Here is a 26,020-nt window from a genome sequence, read left to right on the forward strand (position 1 = left end):
TTCTATACAATTGTGGCGGTTAACATGGGGTTTCAAGCTGCGGGCAAAATAAAACGCTGCAAAATTGCTCTGGCCTCGGGTGTTTCACTGACCTCGTTCAGCAGCGCCTGCTTATTTTTGCCCTTCAGCGCCGCCCGCTCGCCGCGGCTGGAGATAATCTTATTCATCACCCCGGAGGTGAACTCCGGGTGAAACTGCACCGACAGCGCATTGGCCGTATAGCGGACGATCTGATTAGGATCGTGTGAGGATGAAGCCAGGCATACGGCACCGGGCGGCAGCGCGAGGACGCTTTGCTCGTGGCTTAAAAATACCGGGAACGACTCTGCCAGGTGACTCAGCGCCGGATCGTCTCGCCCGGCCTCGGTAAGCGTTACCGGTAGCTGCCCGATTTCGCTGCCCTGCGGATGATAATCCACTCGCCCACCGAGCGCGTAGGCCATCAGCTGGTGCCCATAACAAACGCCAAAAAGCGGTGTACTAGCGGCAACCACCACTTTTATCCATTCCGCCGTGCGCTCGCTCCACTCTTCATGTTCCGTCACCATTGACCATGAGCCGGAAATCACCGCAGCCTGGAAGGCGCCCGGCGCGGGCAGCGGCTCGCCAAGAAAGGGCCGCACGATGAGCAGCTCAACATCCGGGTGTTTTAAAGCCTGTTCAAACCATGATGGCTGATCCCCCACGGCTTGTTGAATATCTTCGGGGGGGACGGCCCCATCTGCACCAGTAAAATTGGCAATTTTTGGCTCATACTTCGGACCTCTGCAACTACATAGAATGCTCCAGAATTAGCACAGACGGCCCGGCTTGTCTCAGATAAAAAAGCGATAACCTGGAAGACTCAGCTCAGGGCCTTCACGCCCTGGCCGGCAAAGTCACGCCACAGGCAGGTCAGCACGGCAATCGCCATCAGAAGAAGCGAAACCAGTGCCGTTGCCGTGAAGCCGCTGTCGGTATAGAGCGGACCATAGCTGCTGCTGCCGGCGAATACCGCCAGATAGGTGACGGCGCTGTTCAGCCCCATCAGCGTGCCGCGTTTAGTCGGATCGATCGCCGTCAGGCGCTGAATTAATAAATTCACCCCCAGGTGATTCACCAGGCCGAGCACAAACAGCAGAAGTATAACGCCCACCAATGAGGCGCCAAACAGGGCCAGCCCCAGGTAGACGCCCGCGGCCACCAGCAACACCAGCGGCATCAGGCGTTTTGTACCGAATCGGTCTACCATTCCGCTTAGCAGTGCCGCACAGCCAAACCCTGCGCCATAGGCAATGGCCACCGCGCCGTTTGCCGTCACCGGCAGGCCGAGATCCTGATGAAGATGGTCGCCCAGGTAAGCGTACAGGCCGTAAAACGCAGTCATAAATGTTCCGCACATGACCAAAAGCGACTTGATACCCGGCAGCCCCAGAGCCGAAAGCGGCGACGGCGCAATCCCCGCAGCAGGACGATCCTGCATGTTGAGTCGAATGAGCGCAACCAGCGCCAGCGCGGCCAGACAGCTAACCGAAATATACACCGCGCGCCAGCTAAGGAGTTCGGCCAAAACAACGGAAAACGACACGCCGGCGATCATGCTCAGCGTCCACCCTGTCAGCACTTTGCCGATTGTTCGGCTTTCATGCCCTGGCGGAGCGATAGCCGCAGCGCTGGCGTAAATCGCGGGTAGCGCAACACCTGAGGCCACCCCGGCAATCAGCTGTGCAGCGATAAACAGCCCTACGGAGGGCGCTGATGCGCAAAACAGTAGCGCGGCTCCCAGCAGCGTCATGGTGAATTTGAGCATTCTGGCCGATCCCACCAGGTCGATAAGCCTGGCCAGGAAGAGCGCGCTGGCCGCAGTGCCCAGCCCGAAGGCGGCGGCGGCCATCATCACTGCGGGAACGGTCGCGCCAATGGATGATGCCACCGAGGGAGCGATTGGCCCCAGCACCATAGAGTTAGCGCCGATGACGCCGACGCAGCCGGTCAGCACATAAACGGCTTTGCCGGGAGACAGAGACGGCTCTGGATGCAGATCCAGACACTGACTATTTTTCATTTCACTTCCTGAACAATGATTAAAACTTGACTTAAATTCGATAAAAACCAATTTTAAACGAATGAAATTCAGCGTCATTAGCGAGAGGCGATATGAAAAAAGAAACAGACGGTATTAAGCAGAACGGTACTGCAGAGCGAAATATTGATGCCGCAGACCGAAGAATATTAGGCGCGCTGGTGGATGATGCGACCATCAGCTATGCAGAGCTTGGAGAAAAAGTCGCGCTTTCGGCTCCGGCGGCACACGAAAGGGTTAAGCGCCTGAAGCGCTCCGGGGTGATCCAGCAGACGGCAGCGCTGATCGACCCGAAGGCCATCAACAAATCTCTGCTGGCGTTCGTCCACATCGATACCAAAGGCTGGGGGAAAACGCCGGATCTGCTGCGCATTTCCGCCTACCCGGAAGTGGAAGAGATCCACTCCGTAGCCGGCGACACCTCCATGTTGCTTAAAGTGCGAACGGAAGACTCCAGAGCGCTTGAGGCTCTCCTCGCCCATCTGTATGAGATCAACGGCGTGCTGGCGACCAGAACCTATATCGTGCTGTCGACCTACCTTGAGCGCCCTGTCCAGCCGGGCATTACCAGTACCTGGCCGGAGCAGGAGTAGCGTCATTTCACGACATAGCGCGTTGAGGCGAAATTATTCAGCACCTTGTGAATAATAAACGTGACGGCCAGCGTGCCGATAATCGCCACAGAGACCGAAGAAATCCGGTACAGCGCGCTAAAGACAATGTCCTGGTTAGGGTGCATATATTGCCCGAACATCAGCGCCAGGGTCGTCAGAATAGAGAATCCGACCCCCGGCCCCACCTTTTCAAATACGTGAATGCGTGCGGCCAGCAGCAGGCCCAGGCTAATCAGCGGCATAAGCAGGATCAGGTGGCGGCTGAAATCATAGATAACCAGCTGCACCAGAATCGCGTAAAGACAGCCGGCGATCACCCCGACAATGCGCCACCAGGAGGAAAGAATCGCGCCCCGGAAGTGCATGGGAAACAGGGCAAAGATACCCGCCATCAGCGCGGCAAGTGAATCATTCAGCGTGTAGACCTGGAACACGGTGAATAAGAGGGTTGCCGTAACGGAGGCCAGCAGCGTCTCATGCATCACGCGCGGCCCGTCTTTTTGAATGGCAGGCGGCGGCTGGCGTGGTTCTACGTCCGGCAGTAAATAGCAGCTAAGCGCCGAGAGCCCTACCGCCAGCAGGCTGCCAATGAGGTTAGAAAACATCAGATCGCTCATGTCGGTGGTCGGATAGCTCAGGAAGTTCGCCATCACGCTCAGGCACACCACGCCCATCGAGCCAAACAGAAACAGCGGCCCCCGGCTCATCAGATAAAAACGCGTCATGTACATCAGGAAGACAATCAGCGTCATCGGCAGCGGATAGTTAGCAAAAACGGCAAACAACAGCGTCATTTCAACGCAGTTAATCAGCGCGTTCGCGATCATTTGCCGGGCAATATGGCCATTAAAAATGGGCACCAGGCCGGTAAGCATTATGGGGTAAACCACATAAAATACGCCGTACTGCGTATTGACCCAGCTGTAGACAAACATCCCCACGCAGCCGGCCATTACGATGCGCAGCATATGGCGGAAGTCGTTGCCGCTGAACGCCGTCGGCGCGCTTCGCTTCAGCGGGCCGAGAATAAATTTAATAAACATAATGAAGGTAACTCACCAGCCTGATTTGCATCCCGCCGATAAACGCAGCGAAAGCAGACGAGGAATTGTAAAGCTGCACCGTCGCCCGGGCACCCGCCGGCAGGTCAGGCATCTCACCCTCTTCCAGCAGCAGATGGATACGCATGCGCTGCGCATCCCTGACCCAACGGTTAGAGTTTTCTGGGGCGGAGAGCTGCCCGTTAATCGCCTGCTGACCCTGTAATACGCCCGCATCCCTACTGGCTACGTGAGCTTTAAATACCTGCCCCGGTAGCCCGTCAAACACGATATCTGCCCGAGTGTTCGGCTGAGTTTTGCTGAGGCTCTTCTCGCGGAAATCGGCAACAATATCCAGGTTGTCGTTCACCAGCGCCAGCGCAGGGGCGCCTGCCCCGGCGTACCACCCCTCTTTCAGCTGCAGGTTGCTGACGGTCCCGTCGCTGCTGGCAACTACGCGGGTGTAGTTCAGGTTTAGTCGGGCGTCGTTCAGCAGGTTGCGGTACTTCTGCAGGGTCACGTTTTGATCGCTGCGGTCACCGCGTGAAATCACCAGCTGTTCCAGAGATGCCTGCAGGTTAGTCACGTTTTGCATCGCGCTTTGCCAGCGCGTAAAGGCCGTATCCAGATCCTGCTTCGAAATCAAGTTGCCGCTGCTCAGCCCGTTGTAGCGGTGATAGCTGCGCCCGGCGTTGTCGGCATCAAGCTGGGCGGCCTTGATTTTTGCGCGGGCGGCGGCGATTTGAGCATCGATTTGCTGGTTATCCAGCATTGCCTGCTGGTAGTCGATTTCCGCTCGTTCCAGCTGGATTTGATAAGGCTTATTATCGATTTCAAACAGGACGTCGCCCTTCTTCACGGCGCTGTTATTGCTGACGTAAATGTGCGTCACGTAGCCCGATACGCGAGACGAAACCGGGGTCACCACCCGCATCACGGTGGAGTCCGGCGTTTGCGGCACCCAGATATCGGCGGCAAGAAAATAGCAAAACATCGCGGCAAACAGCGCCAGCGTCACTTTTACCCAGCGGGTAAATCGTTGTTCAGGGGTCATAACTACTCGCTAAATGAGAAATGCGCCAGCAAACCTGGCGTTTAAGAACTACCGAATCTTGATCATGTTGGCCGCCAGCTGATTTACCGTCTGGCTGAGCTGTTCAAGCTGCTGGGCTGGAATACCGTGGGTGACCTGGCTCTGACAGCGCTCAATGGTTTCGCTCAAGGTTTTAAGCACCTCTTTGCCCGAGGGCGTCAGCGAAATGAATTTCACCCGGCGATCTTTTTCGTCCGCCATGCGGGTGATGTAGCCTTCTTTTTCAAGCTGTGCCAGCGTGCGGGTCAGCGGCGGCAGGTCAATGCCCTGCGCTCTTGCAAGATCCGTCACGGTGATTTTCTCCCCCGACACGCTTAGCTGCATCAGCACTGTCCAGCTGCATTGCGTCAGGCCGGTAAACGAAACCGCGTCATCAATGATCCCACGCCACAGGCGCACCAGCATCGCCATACGCATCCCCAGCGGGCGGTCGGCAAAACCGGCAATGTCGTACTTATCTTCATGCATAGCAGCATCCAATGGATAAAATAGTTACCTTGATAATTATCATGATAAGTATTTATCCGAGAAATACAACAGAAAATCATCAGGGGAATGGCCGGAGAACTCAAAAAGAAAAAGCGCCCGCAGGCGCTTTGGCAAAGAAAGGGGACGTTAGCTCAGGCGAGCGGCAACGTCGGCAACGCGTGCGCCATATTTCACGGCGGTGTCCAGGTCACCCTGGGCAATTTGCTCGGCGCTGGCATCTGAAGGAGACTGCACCAGCAGGCCTACGGAGCCGCCCAGATTATTCACGTCTTCACGGGTTGCCGCCAGGGTGTTGGATGGCAGCTGACCCAGGCTGACCCAGATGCCGCCGTGCTGGGAGGCCAGGGTTTGCATCCACTGCAGGCTCACCTGCTTGTCGCCGTTGAGGCTGGCGCTGTTGGTAAAGCCGCCGAACACTTTGTCCTGCCAGCCGCGAGTGAACCAGACTTTGGAGGAGGCATCGGCAAACTTCTTAAACTGCCACGGCACGTTGCCCATGTAGGTCGGTGCGCCGAAGATGATCCCTTTAGCCTCATTCAGTTTCTGCCAGTCCGCCTCCTGGATATCTCCGTTACTGTCAACGGCAATCAGTTCGGCATTTGCACCCTGGGCAACATGCTCTGCCACACGTTTGGTATGACCGTACCCGGAAAAGTAAATCACAACGATTTTAGCCATAATGTTTCTCGACATGGTTAGAGGGAAAGCTTCGGCCCGCGGGCCGTGAAAGCGAAGATTATCGTGTCTTTCTTTTTCTTTCGGGTCAAGAAGTTACCCATCAGTAAGTGACTTACCCTCGGGTAAGTATCGCGGCCCGACATTGTCTAATAGCCAGATAATTTACCCATTTTGCCGTCTCTTCAGCCGTTTGACTTAGGGCCGCTTCGTTAAACTGTAAAGCGTGAAGATGGCTCTCGGGTGAGCCGTTAACAGCAGGATTGATGACGTGGCAAAAACTTTATTGCGCAGCGGGTGCCTGGATGACTTTCTCGCGCTGGGCGAAAACGGTCAGGCGGTATTTGATTCGGCGTTTCAGATACGCGAAACCTTACGCCTTCGCAAACAGCAGGCCGTCGCCGATGCGCTGGCCATTCCCCAACCAAACGACGAAGGTGACCGGGTAGACTGGTACGCCCCCCAGGAAGGCAGCGTCACCAGCTGGGCCGCCGCCAGCGATGAAGAACGCCGCACCGCCCTTCGTTATCTGGACAATTGTTTATCTAACGTCGCCTCGCTCAGCGCCCGCTGCCAGCAGGCCGAAAAGACCTCAATACGCCTGTTTGGCGCACTGCTGGAAAAAGCCCTGCAGTTTCCGGGCAGCCAGCACGTCTATCTGGTGAACGGCAAGCCGGTGATCACCTTCTGGGGCTTTGTCAATCTGAACCAGGGCGCACGGGAAGATGTGCTGGAATGCCTGCGCGTTGCTGAGCCGCGCGAGCCGGAAATCACCTTTATTCCGGAAGAACCCCTGCCGGAGCCAGAGTCCCTGCCGGTAGAGATTAGCGAGCCAGAAAAGCCTCTGCTGGAAACGCCGCTGGCGGTTCAGGCATCCGAAGACTCGCCGGTTTACAGCCTTGCGACAACGCCTCTCAAAGCCGTATCGGTCGAAGAAGAAACCCCGGCACAGCGTCCCGAACCTGTTGCTGTGAAACAGAAACCTCGCCGCCGCTGGCTGTTGCCGGTAGCAGCGGTGATTGCCGTTGCTATTGCGGCCCCCGTGGGCTATCTACTGCTTAGCGGTAGCCAAACTGCACCGGTGGCCATCGCCCAGGCCGAAGTCCCGCCTAAGCCTATTGCGCCAGCGCCAATTCAGGCCGTAGAGGTGGCTAAAGCTACCCTGCCGTTGACCCCCGCCGAAGTTGTTGCTCCAGCTCAACCGGAGCCCGCGCCGGCGGCGGCAGCACCAGAGCCAGAACCCATTGCCGTTGCGGCCGACGTGCCAAAAAATGCCTTAATTTTACCGGCTGAAGCCCTGAAAATTGGCTCCACCAAATTCCTCAACGGGACGTGGCGCGCGCAAATTAATTTCAGCGACCCGATCACCGGCAAAGCGCCGAGCCTGCGCTACCAGATAGCCAACAACAAAGGCACCGTACGACTGGTTCACGGCGACAACATCGTCTGTAAAGCCGAAGTTTTCTCCGGCCTCCATCAGTCCGGTTCGCTGATGATTAAATCGCGCGGTAGCGCACGCTGCAGCGACGGAAGCCGTTACCCGATGCCAGAGGTTACCTGTAAAACCGGCAGCAACGGCGCCGCAGAATGTACAGGCCGCTACGAAGGCGACAAAGTCGTCCCGATCACCTTCCGCAAAGTGAGTAACTGATCATGCTGGCGACTCTTTTTCACTACAAGCCGAGCGTCACGCTCATCAAAGACAGCGGCATTCAGTTCCTGGATTTCGGCCTTGCGCCGCAGATGAACGCCGCGCATGCAGGGCGTTTTGTTCGCCAGACGGCCAACGGCCCGCTTTTACGCCTCGACTACGACGTAGTCCCGGGGAAATTCACTCTGCCGGGGGAGAACGGCTCCGCACCAGAAGTGGTCAAACCCGAAAGCACCATTACGCTGGGCCACTCCCTGCGGGTGATGGACAAAACCTGGCTGCCGCTGCCCTTCCTGCGCTTTAACCCTCCCCGCACCTTTGTCGGCGGCCCGGATAACTGGGCGCGCGTGCAGGTTCGGGTTCTTGATACACCGGATTCGGCGGGCAACACCGTACGTATTAGCATCGCGCTGGACAGCAAAATATACGCTGACGATCATCCTGCGGCCCATCTCGCGCCAACCGAAAGCGACGTGCGCAACGGCACCCGCTTTGCGCTGGCATGGCACAACCATGAGATCAAAGACTTCCTCGACCAGACCTGGGTTGACGGCTGGCTGCGTGAGGCGTTTAGCCAGTTCGCCACCCGCGTGGAAGAGCGTACCGAACGTGACCTCTCGGCTGCCATGAAAGCGTTTGAGTACCAGGCACACTACCTCAATATTCTTGAGCTTATCGGCAATCAGCTTGCGGTACCGGAAGTTAAGATCGTTACCGCGACCCTGCAATCTCCTCCGATTGACGTAGATTTAGTGCTCGACGTCGGCAACACTCACACCTGCGGCGTGCTGATTGAAGATCACGGCGAAGAGAACGATGGCCTGCGCCAGACCGCTGAGCTGCAAATCCGTTCCCTGAGCGAGCCACAGCTGATTAACGACGCGATGTTTACCAGCCGGCTCGAATTCAGCGAGGCGAAATTCGGCAAACAACACTTCTCCGTTGAGAGCGGTCGCGATGACGCTTTTGTCTGGCCCTCTATCGCCCGCGTCGGCGACGAAGCCCGCCGTATGGCCTGTGCTCGTCTGGGCACCGAAGGCGCCAGCGGGATCTCCAGCCCGCGCCGCTATCTGTGGGACGTAACGCCAGCCAGCCAGGACTGGCGTTTCAGCCAGATGGGACTAAAAACCCAGCGTGAGCCGCTCGCAACTGCTTTTCCGCTGATGAACCTGATGAATGACGACGGGCAACCGCTCTATGCCCTGCCGATGGATGAGCGTCTGCCGGTATTTTCCCCGCAGTACAGCCGTAGCTCGCTGATGACCCTGATGCTGTGCGAGCTGCTCTCTCAGGCGCTGATGCAGATCAACAGCATCGGTTCCCGCCAGAGCATGGGGCACCCGACTTCGCCTCGCCAGCTGCGTAACCTCATCCTGACGCTGCCTTCCGCCATGCCAAAACCGGAGCGCGAGCTGTTCCGCCAGCGTATGCAGGAGGCCGTCGGCCTGGTGTGGAAAGCGATGGACTGGCACCCGACGGACGAAGGCTTTACCCTGGAGCGCGACAAAAAGAAAAGCATCGTGCCGGTCCCCGAAGTGCAGATGGACTGGGACGAAGCGACCTGCGGCCAGCTGGTCTGGCTGTATAACGAAGCGCTGGTTAACTACGCGGGGCAAACCGGGCGCTTCTTTGAAAGTCTCGCTCGCCCCGACCGCGCGCTGACGCCGGACGAACCCGCAGGTAAAACCTTGCGCGTTGCGTCGATTGATATCGGCGGCGGTACCACCGATATGGCGATCACCCAGTATCAGCTGGATGACGGCGTCGGCAGCAACGTGAAAATTGCTCCGCGTCTGCTGTTCCGCGAAGGTTTTAAGGTCGCCGGGGATGACATTTTGCTGGATGTTATTCAGCGCTGCGTGCTGCCTGCTTTGCAGGCCCATATCCATAAAGCGGGCGTGGCCGATGCCCCTGGCCTGATGACCACGCTGTTCGGGGAGTCCGGCCGCATGGACACACGCGCCACGCTGCGCCAGCAAACTGCATTACAGCTGTTTATTCCGCTTGGCCATGCGGTGCTTTCGTTCTGGGAAGAGAGCGACCCGGAAGAACCAGATGCCACGCTGGAGGCGACGTTTGGCGAGCTCCTGTCACAGATGCCGACCCGCAACGTAATCAATTACGTCCAGCAAGCCGTGCAGCACGAGCTGCCTGCCGACGCGCCGCAGTTTGACATCATGAGCGTGCCGCTGCAGGCGGAAATTGCCGCGCTGCAGGATGCGCTGCTGGCGGGCCAGTTTACCCTTACCGCACCGCTGCAGGCGCTGTGCGAAGTGATCAATCATTATTGCTGCGACGTGCTGTTAGTGACCGGACGACCGGGCTGTTTGCCTGGCGTGCAGGCGCTACTGCGCCACCTCCAGCCGGTGCCGGTTAACCGCATCGTCTGGCTCGATAACTACCAGACCCACGAATGGTATCCATTCAGCCAGCAGGGCCGGATTGGTAACCCGAAATCGACAGCCGCTGTGGGTGCGATGCTGTGCAGCCTGGCGATGGATCTGCGTCTGCCGAGCTTCAACTTTAAAGCGGCAGATATTCAGGCCTATTCCACCGTGCGCTACCTTGGGATCCTGGACGGCAACGACAGGCTGCTGGAGGATAATGTCTGGTACCGGGATATCGATCTCGACAGCCCGCAGGCGAGCCTGGACACCCGAGTCCACTTCCCGCTGCGCGGCAACGCCTGCCTGGGCTTCCGTCAGCTTGATAACGCCCGCTGGCCAGCCACGCCGCTCTACACGCTGGCGATTAACTCGCCGCAGCTGGCGAAGGCCATAGCCGGGGACGGCGTACTCAACGTTCGCCTGAAGCAAACCCGTGAGGCAGAGTCGTTCCTGCTGGCCGAAGCCTGGCTTTCGGACGGCAGCAAAGTCCCTCTCGATCAACTGAGTTTTAAACTGAATACCCTCGCAGGCAGTTACAGCGGGGCGACGCATTACTGGATAGACAGCGGGAGCGTATACCAAAAATGAAGCAGCCAACTACCTCGCTCAACCCTCTGGTGAACTGGGTTCAGATGACCCGCACTTTCGCCCCCCCTGCTGGATAATGAAGCGGACAGCCTGCTCGTCAGCCTCCTGCAGATCGGTGAACGCCAACGTCGAATCCACTCGCTGGAAGAGGCTCCGCTGACGCTGGGCATTTATGGCCATGCTCTGGACGGCAAAAACCACCTGCTGAACACCCTGCAGGGCAGCCCGAATGGCCGCATTGATATTCAGATTGGCGATAAGCGTCTGGACTACCTCACGCATATCAATCCAGGCCACACTCCAGCTGAGATGGCGGTGCGTTTTAGCGCGCAGCAGCCGCCGGAAGTAGATAATTACCCGCTGCTGTTAACGCTGTTTAGCGAAGCCGAACTGGCTCAGCAGTTTATCAATCAGTACCACACAACCGCGACGCCTCGTCTTGCGACGTCGAGCGCAGTCACCCTGCGGCTGTCAGAGCTGGAGGGCCGTCGTCTGGCGGTGCCAAAGCCGGGGCTGACCAGCGAACAAACTGCCGATTTACTTCGCGGCTACCACCGTCTTCAGCGTCGTCAGAATCACCTGGATGAACATGTTTGTTATCAGATGGCCCAGCTTGCGCCTGCTCTTTCGGTAGAGGATCGGGCGTTGCTGTTCGCCCTGCTGTGGGGCGAGGACAGTGCGCTGACGGAAACCTGGCGGCGACTGGCCCTGGCGTTACAGCATCTCGGTAACGTTGAGCAGGTGCTGGCTCCCGCCAGCCTGGTCGTGGACAGCTTCCTGCTTCCCGCTGAAGGTTTTCTGATCCCGGCCGGGCCGGAAGCCGCTCCGGAGCAGGCGGACGTGATGGTATGCCCGCTGGCCGGATCGCTGCCGGGCTCACACTTAAGCCTGCCGCAAAATGACCTTGCGCAGCTGTGTGCCGAGGTCGTTTTCACTCTCAGCCAGCCCTCGGCGCTGCCAAAGGTGGATTTACTGGATATCCCCCCTCAGCGGCTGACCTGGTATACGACGCGTCTTCAGCCAGATACGCTGCTGGTCTGCAATGCCGTCAACGAGCGCAGTGAAGTTCAGCCTGCCGGGAAAGCGCTGTCCTGGTGGGTGGACCATACGCAAAGTCCCGGCCATAGCGCCCTTCCGGGCCTGGTATGGGCTATCACACCGTTTGACGCCCGCTTTACCCTGGGTACCAGCCTCGACGAAGGCGTTCAGCGCCTGGTCGGCTCTCCGGGCAAACGCTGGGGGACGCTGCAGGCGCTGGACAGCAGGAATATGCATCGCCTGCTGGAGTGGCTAATAGATGCTTTAAACACCCCCCGCCGGGAACAACGAATCACCGCCCTGCGTAACGAGCTTGACGCCCGGACGGTCGCCCTCTTCCGGCGCTTTAGCGATGCTCAGCAGGTTACGCCGCAGCAGGCTCGCCAACAGGCCGAAGATTTAGTCCGTGCCCTGCAGGCAAGAGCCACTCAGCACGGTAATCTGCTGGCAAGCCTTGTGCCGTCGCGCGATGCCCTCCAGCAGCGCTGGCTACAGCATCAACAGCAGCATCAGCCCAGGCCTGAAGGCTTTGCGCTGGAGATAGATCTTTTTGCCGAAAACACCGAGCACGAGTTACCGCAAAGCGACGCCATCAGCTACGCCCGAGCCGTACACCAGCTTTGGGTTAACCACCTGCGTCTTCTCGGCCACCGCCGCGAGGCTGCGCATCAGTTTGGCCTGGAAAGCATTCAGCTTCAGGCCCTGTGTGACGTCCTGATCGTCGCCAGCTACCGCCTGAACGTGCCGATGATGCTGGAACGCAGTATGCAAAGCGGCGAGTCCGGGCTTGAGCTGGATATTTCCCGCGCCAGTACGGTGCTGGGGGACTTTATCGCGTGGCTGGGTTACGCCAGCGTACCGGTTGCAGATCGCCCTGCAAGCCGCGTAAACAAGGGTCAGACGGTGTTTGCGCCTCCTGCCCAGGCAGATATCAGCCGCCGCCTGACAAAACTGGGCGAACAGCCAACGCGCGGCAACGCCAGCTACGTTTACGACTGGCTGGTAGCGCTCTACGCCCGAGCCACGGAGAATATCGGCTATCAGAACCCGCTGGATATCAACGAGAAACAGCGGCAGACGCTGTTGAAGCTGCTGGGGTAAAGCCCCTCACCCCAAAGGAGAAAGGGGGAAAACAGCTGGTGATCTATTCCCTCTCCCTTCCAGGGAGAGGGTTAGGGTGAGGGTAAGCAGCGACGCCGCACTAAAATGACTCGAAGCAAATTCTGGCAGGTGGCAGCCCATTCGCTTTCCCGCTACAATCCGCCTACCCATTAACTCAACGAATATTAAGGAGGATCCCCATGATGTCTTGTGAGCGCTTTAACCGTTCGCATACTTTTGGCGATCGTCACTGCTCAAGCGTTATCGGTTCCGTGCTGCGATAACTTCGGCTTGAGCGAAGAAACTTACTGAATCCCTTCTCTCGGGCTTACCGGGTTATCGTCAGCTTTATACGACGAGGCGTTTTCACGCCATAACTCTTGAGTAAGCACATATGAGCACCTTATTAACCGCCCAATCTCTGCACCTCGACACCGCTTTTGGTTCGCTGCTGGAGTCCATCACCTTTACCCTGAAGAAAGGCGACCGCATCGGCCTGATTGGCCATAACGGCTGCGGCAAAAGTACCCTGCTAAAACTGCTGGACGGCACCCTTTCGCCCACCAGCGGCTCGGTGACGCGAGCGGCGACCTGCCTGACGGCAAGGGTTGAGCAACACCTTCCTGAAAACCTGAATGCGATGACCATGCTCGATGCCGTGCTGGCTCAAATTGAGGAAAACCAGCGCATTAGCGAGCGCTGGCGAGTGGAAGCTTTGCTGGCGAGCATGGGCTTTAGCGAAGCTGACTGGCTGCTGGCTTCCGGCACGCTGAGCGGCGGGCAGCATACACGCCTGCTTCTGGCGCGAGCGCTGATTGGCGAGCCTGACCTGCTGCTGCTTGATGAACCGAGCAACCACCTGGATCTGCCTACGTTACTCTGGCTTGAGCAGTTCCTGCGCGGCTGGAGTGGCAGCTTTGTGCTGGTTTCTCACGACCGCAGCCTGCTGGATAACGTCACCAACGGTAGCTGGATCCTGCGGGATCGTTCGCTGCATTTCTTTGCGCTGCCATGTACTCAGGCGCGTAGCGCGCTGGAAGAGCGGGATAAGACCGACGCCCACCGCCACCAGGCGGAGCAAAAGGAAATTGACCGAATCACCGCCAGCGCCAAACGCCTCGCTATTTGGGGGCGGGTCTACGATAACGAAGACCTCTCCCGGAAAGCCAAGCAGATGGAGAAGCGCATCGACCGGCTGAAGGATGAGCAAACCGAGCTTACTGCCGGCAGTCAGTGGCAGCTTAAGCTGAAGGGCGAAGCGCTGGTAGCCGACCGGTTGCTGGAGCTGGAAGCAATCAGCGTGCGGCCTGCGCCGGAATGCGAGCCGCTGTTCTCTCTACCGTTGCAGAGAGTAAAAAGCGGTGACCGCGTCGCTGTACTCGGCCGTAACGGCTGCGGCAAGTCGTCGCTGCTTCGCCTGCTGTGGCAGCAGTACCAGCAACCGGAGCGTGAGGAAGGCATTCGCCTCCATCCTCGCGTCCACCTGGGGTATTACGACCAGACGCTTCACCAGCTTAACGACGGCGACTCGCTGCTTGATGCACTCGAGCCCTTCGCCCCGTTCAGCGAGCAGGACAGGAAAATGGCCTTAATTAGCGCCGGATTCCCGTGGCTGCGCCATCAGCAAACCGTCAGTACGCTGAGCGGCGGCGAGCGTTCACGCCTTCTGTTCGTCGGCCTGACGCTGGCGCGCTACTCCCTGCTGATGCTGGACGAGCCAACCAACCACCTGGACATGGAAGGCAAAGAGGCGCTGGCGGAAACGCTGCAAACCTTTGAAGGTGGCGTGCTGCTGGTGACCCACGACCGCGAGCTGATAGCCAGAGGCTGCAACCGCTTCTGGCTGGTGGATAACGGCGTGCTGAGCGAATGGCACGATCTGGACGCGCTTTACGCCCTGCTGACCGCAGAGGAAACCGGCCAGCCGGGGACCGAAGCGAAACCTCAGCCCGAACAAATCGTCACTGAGCATTACCGCGAAAGCGACGCGCTGCTGGAGCGGCTTATCGAGCTGGAAGAAAAGCTGGCGGAGGATATTGCGCGTAAGGAAAAGCACCAGAAACCTGCGCTGCAAAAGGAGTGGCGTGAAGAGATAGAGGCGCTAAATAAAAAGTTAGCGATTTAAACGTAAAGGCCATCCTCCGGGATTGGCCTTTTTTCTTAAGCACCGCATTGCTCAGCCAGCACTCGTGCCAGCCCGGCGGGGTTTTCCCAGGACATGGAGTGCCCGGCACTTGGCACAATCGCAGTGGCAACGCCGGCCTGCTGGAAGGCGGTAAAATCTTCATCGGGCAGCGAAAGCTCACCAAAAATAAGCGTTTTCGGGATCTTTAGCTGGGCGAAAAGCTGATGCCAGTCTGGATCAATGCCCTTAACCAGGCTGGAAGCCGCGCGCCAGGCCGCTTTTGCCTCGGTGCTTTGCAGGCTGCCTGACCACGGATTAGCTTCATTCGCCGCTATCGCTTTCTGGTAGCCATGGGTCACAAATTCCTCTTCGCTTTGCGCCGCAATCATGCGGCTATACATTCCACCGCCGGCATGGAAGTTGGGTTCCGACACCATAAGGCCGGCTATCTTCCCAGGCATTGAAGCCGCTACCTCGATGGCAATGCTGCCGCCCATGCTGTGCCCGTAAAGAAAGAAACGGTTTAGTCCCAGATACTCCACCAGCTCGCCCACGACTTTTGCCTGCTCGCTGGTGCTGTAGCCGTAATCCTGTGGCCTGTCGCTATAGCCGCTGCCGGGCAAGTCGATGAGAATACTGCGCCGGGAGCTCCAGGCCGGATCGCTGACAACCCGAGGATATTCATAGGAGGACGCACAGCCGAGGCCATGAATGAAGAACAGCGGCACGCCTCCGCCGGGTAAATCCAGATAACGCACGCGGCATTGCGCCGTGGTGGAGAAGAAGTTTTGCATTGGCATTCCCTTTCTTACAATAACTGTGTTTATATACAGTATACCGTATTTTCCTGCCACTCCTTGCTCTTAAATGCTCCAGCCCGCATGGCATAAACAGCTTGCTCCCTTACCGTAGAGGGCAAAGGAGCAATGGCGGAGGTTATTTCACCGGCTCTGGCAGCTTGATCACCCAGATGTCGTTTTGCGATTCAGGTTTTTCCAGCGGCTTCAGCACGATTTTTGTCGCCACTTCCGCGCCGTCTTTCAGCAGGTGGCCTTTACCGTCAATCTGATAGTCATCGGCGTTCTCCAGCACGGCCTGCAGGCCAAAGTCATTGTCGTTGATAACAGCAATCGTCTGATTATCAATCAGCGCCATCCCTTCGGCTTTTTCCTGCTGCCAGCCCAGTTTGCGCAGGTCGACAACCTCTTTTTTGCTCGCCAGCTTGATGCCGCGAGCTTTCAGCTGCCCGGCGTCATCAAACTCAGGGGCTTTCTCCTTATCAAAACTGGCCAGATCGGACGCGCCGTTGAGATCGACAACATACACCAGATTACGCATCTGTTTGTTTTTGTCGCCGCCCTGCTCGATCAGCAGCAGACGGTGGTTATCCAGCGCCACGATGTCGCCAATTTTTGCATCTTTGGCTTTTTTATAGGCGTCCACGTCAATCGGATAGCCGTACATTTGCGTTTTACCGGTCGCCGGGTCAAGTCTTACCAGACGGGTAAACTGCGCGCTGTTTTTGGTTTTGCCGTCAATATCCAGCGTGCTTTGCACCGCCGCAATAATGCGGCCATCCGGCATGCGGGTAATGCCTTCAAAGCCGCGGTTAGGCTGGCGCCATTTGACAATATTCGGCAATCCGCTCGCTACGCCCTGCTCACCGTGTTCAGCCTGCGGGCCATATTTCTGTATGATTTTCCCGTCAGCATCCACATGGATAACGAACGGGCCGTATTCATCGCACAGCCAGTAGCCGCCTTTGCCGTCCGGCGTTACGCCTTCGGTGTCCAGCCCTCGCTTATCGCTTTTCAGCTGATGGAGCGTATCACTCAGCGCAATTTCATTGGTTGCGCCGATAAGCCCTTCCGGCAGCGGCAGGCCGCTGACGGGACCCAGCTCGTCATGCAGCGGCTTCGCGTCTATGGCTTCGGCCCTGCCGTTGCCAACGCGAATAGTCATCAGCAGTGGCGTAAAGTCCGGGTTAGCGAAAATCTTTGTCTCTTTTTTCCCTGCTTTCGGCGAGTCGGCGTTTGGCCCGCGATCCGTCACCGTGGTAAAGATCAGGTCGTCGCCCTGCTTGCCCATAAAGGTCAGGCCCGAACCCACGCCTACCGGCAAGCCATGAGGGAAGTTAGCCGCATATTCTCCTTTATAGGCCACGCTATCCCCTTGCGGAAAAGTGACAACGTAACGATTAATCTGCACATCCGCAGCATAACCGGCCAGAGGGAAAACGGCACTGCAAAGTAAGGCAAGTATTTTTAATTTCATGGTTTTTATACATATCGGTAATTGAGGTACCGGAGTTATAAAATAGCCAGATGACAGCAATATTGCACTGTGCGCTATGCCTCTCGCAGGCTATTCTTTCGAGCTACAAAAAACGCTCCTGCGCTGGACCTCACCTCCAGGATATCCATCCCCGCCACAAGACTCTCCAGAGGCGCTCGGGGGGCCCATGTCAGCAATCCGTGGTGATAAATATTGATCTGCATCACAGTCTGCCGTTAAATACAGCCTCTTGTTACTATTCTGTTACTCATCATGATCGTTCGCCCACATCAACACTGGCTGGCTCGTCTGTTCGTCTGGCACGGCTCGGTACTGGAAAAGATCTATTCACGCCTGCTGCTGAATCTTGCCCTGTCCATTAGCGTAATTTTTTTCCTGCCGTGGTATGAAACCCTCGGGATCAAGCTCACCATCGCGCCGTTCAGCATTCTCGGCGTGGCCATCGCTATTTTTCTCGGGTTTCGCAACAGCGCCTGCTATGCACGTTTTAACGAAGCGCGTTTGTTGTGGGGGCAGCTGGCTATCACTTCTCGCTCTTTACTGCGCGAGGTGAAAACGCTGGCGGGTGACCAGCCTGAAGCGGTCCGGCAATTTGTGAATTTGCAGGTGGCCTTCTGCCACAGCCTGCGGATGACGCTGCGCAGAAAACCGCAGCAGGAAACGCTTAGCCGCTACCTTTCCCCACAGGATCTGGCCTGGGTAAGCGAAAGCCATGCGCCGTGTAATCGCCTCTTAATGCTGATGGGCGGTTGGTTAAACCAGCAGCGCGAGCGCGGCGTTATCTCTGACGTGCTGTGGCGTAGCCTTGACAACCACCTCAACGAACTTTCTACTGTATCCGGCGGCTGCGAGCGTATTCTTTCGACGCCTATGCCGTTCGCCTACAGCCTTATCCAGCATCGCACGGTTTATATCTTCTGCATCATGCTGCCGTTTGCCCTGGTGACCGACCTCCACTATATGACGCCGTTTGTTTCCGTATTCGTTTCCTACACCTTTATCTCACTCGACTCGCTGGCGGAAGAGCTGGAAGATCCGTTTGGCACCGAAGATAACGACCTGCCGCTGGATGCTATTTGCGTGGCCATTGAGCGTGATCTGCGAGATATGAACGGTGAGGCAGAGAAACCGGAAGCGCTGAAACCTAATCGGCATTATCGTCTTAGCTAGATTGTCCCTTATCCCGGAACGGGGATAAGCAGGAAGTGAGGAGCAAGGTTTATCTCCTCTCCCTTTTAGGGAGAGGCTGTGAATGTCAAAACGCCACACCAAAAGTCGCCGCCAGCTTGCGCTTACCGCTCTCAGACAGGTGCAGCTCGCGGCTAACCAAATCCCGCCGCATCCACCCTTTTTGCTCGCAGGCATGCAGCAGCGCCTTGCCTAACTGACCGCCCAGATGTTCGCGCCTTTCGCTCCAGTCCAGGCAGCCGCAGGCGTAGCGGCGGCGTGATGAGCCTGTTTCCGTATTTACACCAAGGAGCAGCAGCTGCTCTTTGCCGTGGGCAGTCACGGAATATTCTTCACCTTCCAGCCAGTTAAGACGAAACAGCGCATCGTGTAGCTCAACCGCAATTTCTCCCGCCATATGGTCATAGCAGGTTCTGGCGTAGCGAAGATTGGCGGGGGTTTTTGTGCGCATGGTCATGTTATCGCGCCCAACCAGCCCCATTAACCCTTCCAGCGCGCTGGCAATCTGGCCGCTATAAAGTCGGTAGTAGCGGTGCCGCCCCTGCTGTACGCAGGCAATCAACGATTGTTCCATCAGCTTTGCCAGGTGACTGCTGGCGGTGGATGGCGCCACCCCGGCCATAATACTTAATTCGGTTGCGGTCCAGGCCCGGCCATCCATCAGCGCGCAAAGCATACTGGCGCGTGTTTTATCTGCAATGGCAGCGGCGACGGCGGCAAGACCCGATTCCAGAAAATGTGTTTCCATATTTCGATGCTCAGCGAAGCGTCCTGTCCGGAGGTGAATTAGGGTTAGCACGACAACAATAAGGAGCAACCTGATGATCGCCGTAATTTTTGAAGTCCTGCCAGCTGAAGATAACTATAACCGCTATCTTGAACTGGCGGCAGAGCTGAAGCCGCTGCTGGCTGAAATTGAGGGTTTTATTTCAATCGAGCGTTTTCAGAGTCTTAGCGAACCGGGCAAGATACTCTCGCTTTCGTTCTGGCGCGATGAGGACGCCGTGCAGCAATGGCGTAACCGGGAGCTGCATCGCAGCGTTCAGCAACAGGGCCGTAGCGCAATCTTTACTGATTACCGGCTAAGGGTGGCAAGTGTGATTCGGGATTACGGAATGTTCGATCGTGAGCAGGCTCCCCAGGATAGCCGTAAAGCGCACAACGGAGAAGCTGATGAGTGATATTACGTTAACCCTGGCGATTGCCGCCACGTTTCTACTCGCAGGCACCGTAAAAGGCGTAACGGGCATGGGATTACCTACCGTTGCTATGGGTATTTTAGGCTCGCTGATTTCCCCGGTGGCCGCGGCTGGTATGCTGCTGCTGCCCTCTTTTTTGACCAATGTTTTCCAGCTCTATGAGGGCGGGAATCTTACCGTATTGCTCAGGCGTCTGTGGCCGATGATGCTGTCCATCGTGCTTGGTACCGTTGCCAGCAGCAGTCTGTTAGCTTCGGGCAGCAGCCACGCAACCACGATTGCGCTGGGCATCGCCCTGATTGTTTATGCTTTATGGACACTTTTTGCCAGGCCTCTGCAGGTGCCGGCTCGCCACGAACGCTGGCTTTCTCCCCTTGCTGGTTTACTCACCGGGCTGTTAACGGGTGGAACAGGCGTGTTTGTGATCCCCGCAGTGCCTTACATTCAGTCCCTTGGCCTCGAGCGCGATGAACTGGTTCAGGCGCTCGGGCTTTCCTTTACGTTTTCTACCCTTGCGCTGGCGGCCGGGCTTTGGTGGCACGGTGCCCTGCAGGAAATGGCCGTCAGCACGTCCATAATGGCGGTTATCGCCGCGCTTATCGGCCTGTTTGCCGGGCAGCGCATTCGCAGATGCATCAGTCCGCTGGCTTTTAAGCGCGGCTTTCTGGTCTGCCTGCTGCTGCTCGGCGGAGACATGGTGCTCCGTACGCTGCTTTAGGCGAAAGCCAGGCCTTCATTTTCCCAGCCGGTAATGCCGCCCGGCATTACCTTTACCAGTCTGCCGAGCTGCGCAAGCTTAAGTGCCGCTCGGTCGGCACCGTTGCAGTGTGGTCCGGCGCAGTACACCACAAACAGCGTATCCCCCGGCCATTCGGCCATACGGGTTTCGCTTATAAGCCGGTGCGGCAAATGAACAGCCCCCGGCAGGTGCCGACGAGCAAACGTCTCTTCGGAACCCACAACATGCAGCAAAACAAAGTCGATATCACCGCCGTGAATCGCCGCGTTGACGTCCGCACAATCGGTTTCTAACGACAGTTTTTGCAGGTAATGTGCAGCAACTTTTTCTGGAGTAGCTGCCGGATAATCAGTGACATAGCTCATCTAGTTCTCCTTTGGGTCTGAGCATTGATTCTGCCGCAGCGGCTGTTGCTTGACAGCTGGCATAAATGACGATTAGCGTAAAGATTATGACAAAATTATCCGCTAATCCTGATTCTCCGCTCGTCGTGGCCCTGGCCTACGACGGCCTTTGCACCTTTGAATTTGGCGTTGCCGTAGAGGTTTTTGGCCTGCCGCGCCCGGAGATGGGCGAAAACTGGTACCGGTTTGCCGTTGCCGGTATTGAGACTGGCGAGCTGCGAGCGATGGGCGGTATTCGGCTGGCCGTTGACGGCGGGCTGCCTTTACTGACCAAAGCCAGCCTGATAATCGTCCCCGGCTGGCGCGGCATTGATGAGCCCGTGCCTGAGACGCTAGTCGAGGCCCTGAAAGCGGCGCATATGCGCGGCGCCCGCATCATGTCCATCTGCTCCGGCGTATTTGTTCTGGCAGCGGCTGGACTGCTGAAGGGAAAACGGGCAACCACCCACTGGCGCTATACGTCTGCGCTGCAGGCGCGTTACCCGGATATCGAAGTCATTCCGGATGTACTTTACCTGGATAACGGAGACGTTTTGACGTCGGCGGGCAGCGCAGCGGGTATCGACCTCTGCCTGTATCTGGTGCGCCGTGATTTCGGTGCCGCCGCGGCTAACAGCGTTGCCCGTCGATTAGTTGTCCAGCCCCATCGCGACGGAGGCCAGGCTCAGTTTATCGAACAGGCTGTCCCCGTAGAGTACGAAGGTGAACGGTTTGCGCCGCTGTTTGACTACCTGCAGCGCACGCTTAGTAGCCAGCATTCTGTGGCCAGCCTCGCCTCTTTTGTTGGCATGAGCCCGAGGACTTTTTTACGCCGCTTCGAGGCCGCAACGGGCGTGACGCCTGCCCGATGGCTGCTGCAAACCCGCCTTAAACGCTGCCGGGAGCTGCTGGAAAACAGCGCGCTGTCGATAGAGCTTATTGCCGAACAAACGGGGTTTGGTTCGGCGGCGACGCTGCGCCATCACTTTCGGAAACACCTTCATACTTCTCCCGGCGCCTACAGAAACTCATTTACTCCGCAAAACGAACAATTTACCAGCGGTTAGCTGTTGTTTAAGTTGTGTACGCTAAGATGGTCTCACTCATCTGAGTAAACCCTTTTTTATCACGCGAGGTATTTCTATAGAAATGCAGTAATCTGGAGGATTAATTATGTTAGGGAACATGAACGTATTTATGGCAGTACTCGGATTCATCTTGTTTTCCGGTTTTCTTGCCGCCTGGTTTAGCCACAAATGGGATGACTAATGAACGGTGATCTTCCCCCACCTACGACGCCTCTCGAGAAATAAACTTTCCGGGAGGCGTTTTCTTTTCTGCTTTCGCCAGCGGCGGAGGATTTGCTAACAAAAAAATACAGCGCGTAATGAGTAAATCGGCACAATTTGTTGTCTTCCTATACGGAATCAACAAAAGCAGACTGGAATCACTCTGGAGAATTTATGCGCAAGTCAACAAAAGTAGCGGTTTTAACAGCGGTATGGCTCGCGGGCGCGCTGCCCTCTCTGGCCTTTGCTTATTCAGGGGATAAGCAGCTGAAAGCGACCGCACCCGGCACCTCCACGCAGTCCTATGAACTAAAAGAATTCTCCTCAGATTTCAAAATGTACAAGATCGGCGACATCGCGCCGGACATCTACCGCACGGAACCCTATAACATCAAAAGCTGGCAGCTTCGCCACCTTCCTGCGCCAAAGGCCGGTAGCCACTGGACCTATATGGGCGGCAATTACGTATTAATTACCGATGCCGAAGGTAAAATTCTGCAGGCATTAGCCGGGGATATATTTTATCAGCATTAAGGATAGCCCAACCCTGAGACTGGATATCCTTAACAGCGCCAGGGTTTAATTCAATAAATTTTTCAGGGGATCGATTTCAGCATACTGGTTATCGATCTCCAGCTGCCCGGCAATATCCAATACCTGCCTGTACTCTTCAGGAGTAATGCGAACCTGATAGTTTGCGATATGTCCACACAGCGTTTCAAATGCCAGTACATTTTCGGAAGAGTCGATATATTCCAGGGCGAAGTCAATAAGCGATGAATCCAGCCGATTTTTAAGCGCCTCACCAAAGGTTTTAATTTTTTCATTGATATCCATGTTGACCACGTAAAGGTAATTGTTATTTGCGTGCCATCATTGCGTCTGGAGGGAGGCATCCTGCCGAAATACATCCCTTTGGATATCGGATTGCGAAGGAATTTCTTGAGGGGTAAACGTAAGAGTTATTTTGTATGCCGATCCGGCGCTAGCTTTTTGCCAGCCATTTCTCGTAATGCTCAGGCCATTTCACCGTTGGCGTACCCGGCTTACCCATGCCAAAACCATGGCCGCCGCTGCTGTAGCGGTGCATTTCTACCGGAATGTGCTGCCGCTCGCAGGCTGCCGCCATAATCAGCGTATTTTGCGGATCGGAAATCGGATCGTCTTCCGCCTGAACCAGGAAGAACGGTGGCGAATTTGGCGTGACGTAATTCTGCACCGACCATTTGGCATTTTCTGCAGATGAGGCATCTTTGCCGACAAGAATCTTGTGCGTGGAAGTATGCTCGTAGGGTTTTTCCAGCGTAATAACCGGATAAATTAACGCGGCGCGATCGGCGAATGCTGGTTTGTCGTCTGAACGATCCTGCGCTGGGTATGAACTACAGCCGGTGCGCGTCGCGGCGAGGCCAAGCAGATGCCCGCCGGCGGAAAAGCCCAACACGCTAACGTTGTTTTCACGCTCGCGAACAATGCGCAACGCACGCTGCGCGTCCTGCAGGGCAACCAGGTTTCCATCAGCCCATCCCTCCGACGGTAAGCGGTAGCTCAGTACGTAGGCGGTATAACCTCGCGCCACCAGCCACTGTGCAGCAGGCCAGGCTTCTGTTCCCATTTCAATGCGCTTGTAACCCCCGCCCGCGGCCACCAGCACGGCTTGTCCATTTGGTTTTTCAGGCGCAATAACGGTGAGGATGGGGATGGCAATGTTGCTCTGCGCCCCCGGGCTGAAGTCTGAATACTTCCCGATGGTCCACCGCCGCCTGGTGGCATCCCCTTCCACAGCGGAATAGCCGAGCGCCTGACGCCAGACGAAGCAAAAGCCTGGCCCGTCTTCGCGGCCAATAAACCAGCGGTAACACAGGTAATAAAATGGCGACGATCCATAATAAGCTCCTGACAACACAGGCTTGTCACTATGCCAAAAGAGTGTGTCTAAGGAACCCACAATAGGTAACGAGCCGTTTCGCCCGGACTTACATTGATTGCTAAAAGCTACCCGGCCTCCCGCCGGGTAACGAATGTTATTTACCCAGCGATCTGACCTGGGAGAAACCGTGCTCAAACACGCTGTCAGCGGCACAGATAATTACGATAACGTCGCCACCGTTGGCTTCCTCCAGCAAACGCGCCAGCTCCGAGTCCAGCTCGCGGTTCATCTTCGGCATCGCCAGGTGCATTTCCCCTGGGTAATCCTCATCTTCGTCAGGCGGCATATCGTCAATGCGGCTGCCTTTGACCACATAAATAAGCAGATCGTTATTATTGTGGGTGAGCTCAAGCCTCAAGTACTTCCCAACCGGATGTTTAGCCATACATTACCTTCGATAGCGTATAAAATAATTTGTCGGCAATGTTAGCAAAGCAACGAGGATAAAACGATGCAGGACTGGAACCCCGCGCTTTATTTGCAGTTTGAAGCTGAACGTACACGCCCGGCCGCTGAGCTGGCAGCCCGTATTCACCACCCCAGCGCGGCCACCTTTACCGATTTGGGCTGCGGCCCCGGCAACTCCACCGCCCTGCTGCGTAATCTGGCGCCCAAAGCCACTATTACCGGACTGGATAACTCGCCCGCCATGCTTGAAAAAGCCAGCGCTGCACTACCCGACTGCCATTTTGAAGAGGCGGATATCGCCAGCTGGCAGCCCGCACTAAAGCAGGACGTGATTTTTGCTAACGCTTCACTACAGTGGATTGCTAACCATAAACAGCTGTTCCCCCATCTGGCCGCACAGCTGGCCGACGGCGGCGTACTTGCGGTACAGATGCCCGATAACTGGCAGGAGCCCACGCATACCCTGATGCGCCAGGTTGCCGACGAGCTGGGGATCTCACGCTCAAGCCGCGAAGCATTGCTTACCGCTCAGGAGTACTACGATCTGCTGGCCGAAAGCGGCTGTACCGTTGATATCTGGCGCACAACATATTTCCACGTTATGCCGTCCGCCCGCGCGATCATCGAATGGCTAAGATCAACAGGCCTGCGCCCTTATCTGAACGGGCTTGACGCCATTCAGCAGGAGGAGTTTGTTGAGCGCTACCACCAGCTTCTACAGCGAGCCTACCGCAAACAGCATGACGGTAATGTTCTGATGCCGTTTCCCCGCTTGTTTATCGTGGCGCGGAAGGTGGCCTAAAGAGAGGTGCCCTGCTGGCGCAGGGCATCAATATCCTGCAGCGGGGAAGCACCGAAGGCGCGGCGGTACTCCCGGTTAAACTGGGAAGGCGAGTCATAACCGACCCTCCAGGCTACGCTTGCCACATCCCCTTCAAGGCTTAATAAGCGACGGCGCGCCTCAAGCAGCCGGATCTGTTTCTGGTACTGCAGCGGACTCATCACCGTCAGCGCTTTAAAACGATGATGCAGGCTGGAAACGCTCATGCTGACGCGTTTTGCCAGCTCGTCGATAACCAGCGGCTCGGCATAGTGTTCTTTTATCCAACTGATAGCTTCCCCCACGCCCTTACCCTGCGCCCAGCCCAGAGCCTGCTTCCAGAATGAGGCCCCGGCGGGGGCAATCACCAGCCGGTAGAGAATCTCCTGTTTGATAAGAGGCGCAAGGGCATGAAGATGCTGCGGGCTCTCCAGCAGCGTGACCAGACGCAGGAACGCGGCCTGAAGTTCATCTTCTGCAGCAGCAACCCAGGCGCCGGTTTTTTCACCGTTTCCGTCCGGCAGCGCGACGTTCATATTCACCACCAGGTCGGCTATCTCTTTGCTGTCCAGATCGATTCGCACGCCGTAGTAAGGCTCGGCTTCGCTGGCGCGGGTCACCTGCCCGGATACCGGCATATCCACGGCCGCCAGCGAATAGCTGCCGGGGCCATATTCCGTGACGTTGTCACCGATAAGCATTTTTTTGCTGCCCTGCAGCACCATGCACATCGACGGAGATAGCATGCCACGATTGAGCAGTGTCGGCCGTTCGATGCGAATAAAGCTGAGCCACGGCAGCGCGCAGCTCAGCTCTTTCACCCCGCCGCTCGCCGGGTAACGACGGGCTACACGCTGGTGCAGTTCTTCAATGATGCGGCCCAAAGGCCGCTCGGTTTGTTGCATA

Annotated in this window: 24 protein-coding genes and 2 pseudogenes; 12 read left to right on the forward strand and 14 right to left on the reverse strand. The window is 56.8% G+C overall.

Annotation, left to right across the window (positions count from 1 at the left end):
* Positions 1 to 32 precede the first annotated feature (32 nt).
* Together EL098_RS11440 and EL098_RS11445 are read right to left on the reverse strand one after the other, a co-directional pair.
* Positions 33 to 754, reverse strand: a pseudogene (locus EL098_RS11440) (glutamine amidotransferase).
* 90 nt (positions 755 to 844) lie between these two features.
* A complete protein-coding gene (locus EL098_RS11445; RefSeq protein ID WP_126356323.1) occupies positions 845 to 2,044 on the reverse strand; it encodes an MFS transporter in 1,200 nt (399 codons plus the stop codon).
* Between the two features lie 92 nt (positions 2,045 to 2,136).
* Here EL098_RS11445 and EL098_RS11450 point away from each other — a divergent pair, with 92 nt between their 5' ends.
* Entirely contained in the window at positions 2,137 to 2,655 is a 519-nt protein-coding gene (locus EL098_RS11450; protein ID WP_126356324.1) for an Lrp/AsnC family transcriptional regulator, read from the forward strand.
* 2 nt (positions 2,656 to 2,657) lie between these two features.
* Here EL098_RS11450 and EL098_RS11455 read toward each other — a convergent pair whose 3' ends face one another.
* The 4 genes from EL098_RS11455 to EL098_RS11470 all read right to left on the reverse strand — a co-directional run bounded on the left by EL098_RS11455 (position 2,658) and on the right by EL098_RS11470 (position 5,976).
* Positions 2,658 to 3,719 (reverse strand): DUF2955 domain-containing protein, encoded by a 1,062-nt coding sequence (locus EL098_RS11455; RefSeq protein ID WP_126356325.1) that lies wholly within the window; start codon positions 3,717 to 3,719, stop codon positions 2,658 to 2,660.
* Positions 3,709 to 4,770 carry an HlyD family secretion protein gene (locus EL098_RS11460; protein ID WP_126356326.1) on the reverse strand — a complete coding sequence of 354 codons (1,062 nt, stop codon included), beginning with the start codon at positions 4,768 to 4,770 and terminating at the stop codon, positions 3,709 to 3,711. The genes EL098_RS11455 and EL098_RS11460 overlap by 11 nt, the downstream gene beginning before the upstream one ends.
* Before the next feature lie 48 nt (positions 4,771 to 4,818).
* On the reverse strand, positions 4,819 to 5,277 hold the full coding sequence (locus EL098_RS11465; protein ID WP_126356327.1) for a MarR family winged helix-turn-helix transcriptional regulator: 459 nt from the start codon (positions 5,275 to 5,277) through the stop codon (positions 4,819 to 4,821).
* A 147-nt stretch (positions 5,278 to 5,424) separates the two neighbouring features.
* Positions 5,425 to 5,976, reverse strand: a complete 552-nt coding sequence (locus EL098_RS11470) for a flavodoxin family protein (RefSeq protein ID WP_126356328.1) — start codon at positions 5,974 to 5,976, stop codon at positions 5,425 to 5,427.
* A 268-nt stretch (positions 5,977 to 6,244) separates the two neighbouring features.
* On the opposite strand from EL098_RS11470, the gene EL098_RS11475 reads away from it, so the two are divergent.
* From EL098_RS11475 to EL098_RS11490, 4 genes are all read left to right on the forward strand, one after another.
* Positions 6,245 to 7,624 (forward strand): SrfA family protein, encoded by a 1,380-nt coding sequence (locus EL098_RS11475; RefSeq protein ID WP_126356329.1) that lies wholly within the window; start codon positions 6,245 to 6,247, stop codon positions 7,622 to 7,624.
* Between the two features lie 2 nt (positions 7,625 to 7,626).
* On the forward strand, positions 7,627 to 10,599 hold the full coding sequence (locus EL098_RS11480) for a virulence factor SrfB (protein WP_126356330.1): 2,973 nt from the start codon (positions 7,627 to 7,629) through the stop codon (positions 10,597 to 10,599).
* Positions 10,600 to 10,710: 111 nt separating this feature from the next.
* Positions 10,711 to 12,738, forward strand: coding sequence for a virulence factor SrfC family protein (locus EL098_RS11485; protein ID WP_232012435.1), 2,028 nt, complete (start codon positions 10,711 to 10,713; stop codon positions 12,736 to 12,738).
* Between the two features lie 394 nt (positions 12,739 to 13,132).
* Positions 13,133 to 14,863, forward strand: a complete 1,731-nt coding sequence (locus tag EL098_RS11490) for an ABC-F family ATP-binding cassette domain-containing protein (protein ID WP_126356331.1) — start codon at positions 13,133 to 13,135, stop codon at positions 14,861 to 14,863.
* A 35-nt stretch (positions 14,864 to 14,898) separates the two neighbouring features.
* Here EL098_RS11490 and EL098_RS11495 read toward each other — a convergent pair whose 3' ends face one another.
* Both EL098_RS11495 and EL098_RS11500 read right to left on the reverse strand, forming a co-directional pair.
* Positions 14,899 to 15,657, reverse strand: a complete 759-nt coding sequence (locus EL098_RS11495) for an alpha/beta fold hydrolase (protein WP_126356332.1) — start codon at positions 15,655 to 15,657, stop codon at positions 14,899 to 14,901.
* Positions 15,658 to 15,799: 142 nt separating this feature from the next.
* On the reverse strand, positions 15,800 to 17,137 hold the full coding sequence (locus EL098_RS11500; protein WP_126356333.1) for an esterase-like activity of phytase family protein: 1,338 nt from the start codon (positions 17,135 to 17,137) through the stop codon (positions 15,800 to 15,802).
* Positions 17,138 to 17,410: 273 nt separating this feature from the next.
* Between EL098_RS11500 and EL098_RS11505 the strand changes: the two genes are divergently transcribed.
* The gene (locus EL098_RS11505) at positions 17,411 to 18,328 is read left to right on the forward strand and encodes a bestrophin family protein (protein ID WP_126356334.1); all 918 of its coding nucleotides are present in this window, start codon (positions 17,411 to 17,413) and stop codon (positions 18,326 to 18,328) included.
* Positions 18,329 to 18,413: 85 nt separating this feature from the next.
* On the opposite strand, the gene EL098_RS11510 is transcribed toward EL098_RS11505, so the two are convergent.
* A complete protein-coding gene (locus EL098_RS11510) occupies positions 18,414 to 19,094 on the reverse strand; it encodes an ArsR/SmtB family transcription factor (protein WP_126356335.1) in 681 nt (226 codons plus the stop codon).
* Positions 19,095 to 19,167: 73 nt separating this feature from the next.
* Here EL098_RS11510 and EL098_RS11515 point away from each other — a divergent pair, with 73 nt between their 5' ends.
* Together EL098_RS11515 and EL098_RS11520 are read left to right on the forward strand one after the other, a co-directional pair.
* Entirely contained in the window at positions 19,168 to 19,527 is a 360-nt protein-coding gene (locus tag EL098_RS11515) for an antibiotic biosynthesis monooxygenase family protein (protein ID WP_126356336.1), read from the forward strand.
* Positions 19,520 to 20,263, forward strand: a complete 744-nt coding sequence (locus EL098_RS11520) for a sulfite exporter TauE/SafE family protein (protein ID WP_126356337.1) — start codon at positions 19,520 to 19,522, stop codon at positions 20,261 to 20,263. Before EL098_RS11515 ends, EL098_RS11520 begins: the two co-directional genes overlap by 8 nt.
* On the opposite strand, the gene EL098_RS11525 is transcribed toward EL098_RS11520, so the two are convergent.
* Positions 20,260 to 20,649, reverse strand: coding sequence for a rhodanese-like domain-containing protein (locus EL098_RS11525; RefSeq protein WP_126356338.1), 390 nt, complete (start codon positions 20,647 to 20,649; stop codon positions 20,260 to 20,262). The genes EL098_RS11520 and EL098_RS11525 overlap by 4 nt on opposite strands.
* Positions 20,650 to 20,714: 65 nt before the next feature.
* On the opposite strand from EL098_RS11525, the gene ftrA reads away from it, so the two are divergent.
* The 3 genes from ftrA (at position 20,715) to EL098_RS11540 (ending at position 22,490) form a co-directional block, all read left to right on the forward strand.
* Positions 20,715 to 21,734 carry a transcriptional regulator FtrA gene (gene ftrA, locus EL098_RS11530; RefSeq protein ID WP_126356339.1) on the forward strand — a complete coding sequence of 340 codons (1,020 nt, stop codon included), beginning with the start codon at positions 20,715 to 20,717 and terminating at the stop codon, positions 21,732 to 21,734.
* A 106-nt stretch (positions 21,735 to 21,840) separates the two neighbouring features.
* On the forward strand, positions 21,841 to 21,936 hold the full coding sequence (mgtS, locus tag EL098_RS11535; protein ID WP_008459108.1) for a protein MgtS: 96 nt from the start codon (positions 21,841 to 21,843) through the stop codon (positions 21,934 to 21,936).
* A gap of 194 nt (positions 21,937 to 22,130) precedes the next feature.
* Positions 22,131 to 22,490, forward strand: a complete 360-nt coding sequence (locus tag EL098_RS11540; RefSeq protein ID WP_126356340.1) for an RcnB family protein — start codon at positions 22,131 to 22,133, stop codon at positions 22,488 to 22,490.
* A gap of 45 nt (positions 22,491 to 22,535) precedes the next feature.
* On the opposite strand, the gene EL098_RS11545 is transcribed toward EL098_RS11540, so the two are convergent.
* From EL098_RS11545 to EL098_RS11555, 3 genes and pseudogenes are all read right to left on the reverse strand, one after another.
* Complete coding sequence (locus tag EL098_RS11545) at positions 22,536 to 22,793, reverse strand: MafI family immunity protein (RefSeq protein WP_126356341.1); 258 nt, start codon at positions 22,791 to 22,793, stop codon at positions 22,536 to 22,538.
* Between the two features lie 148 nt (positions 22,794 to 22,941).
* Positions 22,942 to 23,843 (reverse strand): annotated as a pseudogene (locus tag EL098_RS11550) (alpha/beta hydrolase).
* A 137-nt stretch (positions 23,844 to 23,980) separates the two neighbouring features.
* Positions 23,981 to 24,271 (reverse strand): hypothetical protein, encoded by a 291-nt coding sequence (locus EL098_RS11555; RefSeq protein ID WP_126356342.1) that lies wholly within the window; start codon positions 24,269 to 24,271, stop codon positions 23,981 to 23,983.
* 66 nt (positions 24,272 to 24,337) lie between these two features.
* On the opposite strand from EL098_RS11555, the gene tam reads away from it, so the two are divergent.
* Positions 24,338 to 25,096, forward strand: coding sequence for a trans-aconitate 2-methyltransferase (gene tam, locus EL098_RS11560; RefSeq protein WP_126356343.1), 759 nt, complete (start codon positions 24,338 to 24,340; stop codon positions 25,094 to 25,096).
* Here the strand turns inward: tam and EL098_RS11565 are convergent.
* The gene (locus EL098_RS11565; RefSeq protein WP_126356344.1) at positions 25,093 to 26,019 is read right to left on the reverse strand and encodes an AraC family transcriptional regulator; all 927 of its coding nucleotides are present in this window, start codon (positions 26,017 to 26,019) and stop codon (positions 25,093 to 25,095) included. The genes tam and EL098_RS11565 overlap by 4 nt on opposite strands.
* Between the last annotated feature and the right edge of the window lies 1 nt (position 26,020).

The organism is Cedecea lapagei (genome assembly GCF_900635955.1).
Classification (GTDB): domain Bacteria; phylum Pseudomonadota; class Gammaproteobacteria; order Enterobacterales; family Enterobacteriaceae; genus Cedecea; species Cedecea lapagei.

Excerpts from the sequence above, each read along its gene's own strand:
- EL098_RS11525 (WP_126356338.1), bottom strand. The coding sequence starts at position 20,649 with ATGAGCTATGTCACTGATTATCCGGCAGCTACTCCAGAAAAAGTTGCT.
- mgtS (WP_008459108.1), top strand. The coding sequence starts at position 21,841 with ATGTTAGGGAACATGAACGTATTTATGGCAGTACTCGGATTCATCTTG.
- EL098_RS11565 (WP_126356344.1), bottom strand. The coding sequence starts at position 26,019 with ATGCAACAAACCGAGCGGCCTTTGGGCCGCATCATTGAAGAACTGCAC.
- EL098_RS11520 (WP_126356337.1), top strand. The coding sequence starts at position 19,520 with ATGAGTGATATTACGTTAACCCTGGCGATTGCCGCCACGTTTCTACTC.
- EL098_RS11515 (WP_126356336.1), top strand. The coding sequence starts at position 19,168 with ATGATCGCCGTAATTTTTGAAGTCCTGCCAGCTGAAGATAACTATAAC.
- EL098_RS11510 (WP_126356335.1), bottom strand. The coding sequence starts at position 19,094 with ATGGAAACACATTTTCTGGAATCGGGTCTTGCCGCCGTCGCCGCTGCC.
- EL098_RS11460 (WP_126356326.1), bottom strand. The coding sequence starts at position 4,770 with ATGACCCCTGAACAACGATTTACCCGCTGGGTAAAAGTGACGCTGGCG.
- EL098_RS11490 (WP_126356331.1), top strand. The coding sequence starts at position 13,133 with ATGAGCACCTTATTAACCGCCCAATCTCTGCACCTCGACACCGCTTTT.
- EL098_RS11470 (WP_126356328.1), bottom strand. The coding sequence starts at position 5,976 with ATGGCTAAAATCGTTGTGATTTACTTTTCCGGGTACGGTCATACCAAA.
- EL098_RS11480 (WP_126356330.1), top strand. The coding sequence starts at position 7,627 with ATGCTGGCGACTCTTTTTCACTACAAGCCGAGCGTCACGCTCATCAAA.
- tam (WP_126356343.1), top strand. The coding sequence starts at position 24,338 with ATGCAGGACTGGAACCCCGCGCTTTATTTGCAGTTTGAAGCTGAACGT.
- EL098_RS11545 (WP_126356341.1), bottom strand. The coding sequence starts at position 22,793 with ATGGATATCAATGAAAAAATTAAAACCTTTGGTGAGGCGCTTAAAAAT.
- EL098_RS11555 (WP_126356342.1), bottom strand. The coding sequence starts at position 24,271 with ATGGCTAAACATCCGGTTGGGAAGTACTTGAGGCTTGAGCTCACCCAC.
- EL098_RS11450 (WP_126356324.1), top strand. The coding sequence starts at position 2,137 with ATGAAAAAAGAAACAGACGGTATTAAGCAGAACGGTACTGCAGAGCGA.
- EL098_RS11505 (WP_126356334.1), top strand. The coding sequence starts at position 17,411 with ATGATCGTTCGCCCACATCAACACTGGCTGGCTCGTCTGTTCGTCTGG.
- EL098_RS11465 (WP_126356327.1), bottom strand. The coding sequence starts at position 5,277 with ATGCATGAAGATAAGTACGACATTGCCGGTTTTGCCGACCGCCCGCTG.
- ftrA (WP_126356339.1), top strand. The coding sequence starts at position 20,715 with ATGACGATTAGCGTAAAGATTATGACAAAATTATCCGCTAATCCTGAT.
- EL098_RS11445 (WP_126356323.1), bottom strand. The coding sequence starts at position 2,044 with ATGAAAAATAGTCAGTGTCTGGATCTGCATCCAGAGCCGTCTCTGTCT.
- EL098_RS11540 (WP_126356340.1), top strand. The coding sequence starts at position 22,131 with ATGCGCAAGTCAACAAAAGTAGCGGTTTTAACAGCGGTATGGCTCGCG.
- EL098_RS11455 (WP_126356325.1), bottom strand. The coding sequence starts at position 3,719 with ATGTTTATTAAATTTATTCTCGGCCCGCTGAAGCGAAGCGCGCCGACG.
- EL098_RS11500 (WP_126356333.1), bottom strand. The coding sequence starts at position 17,137 with ATGAAATTAAAAATACTTGCCTTACTTTGCAGTGCCGTTTTCCCTCTG.
- EL098_RS11495 (WP_126356332.1), bottom strand. The coding sequence starts at position 15,657 with ATGCAAAACTTCTTCTCCACCACGGCGCAATGCCGCGTGCGTTATCTG.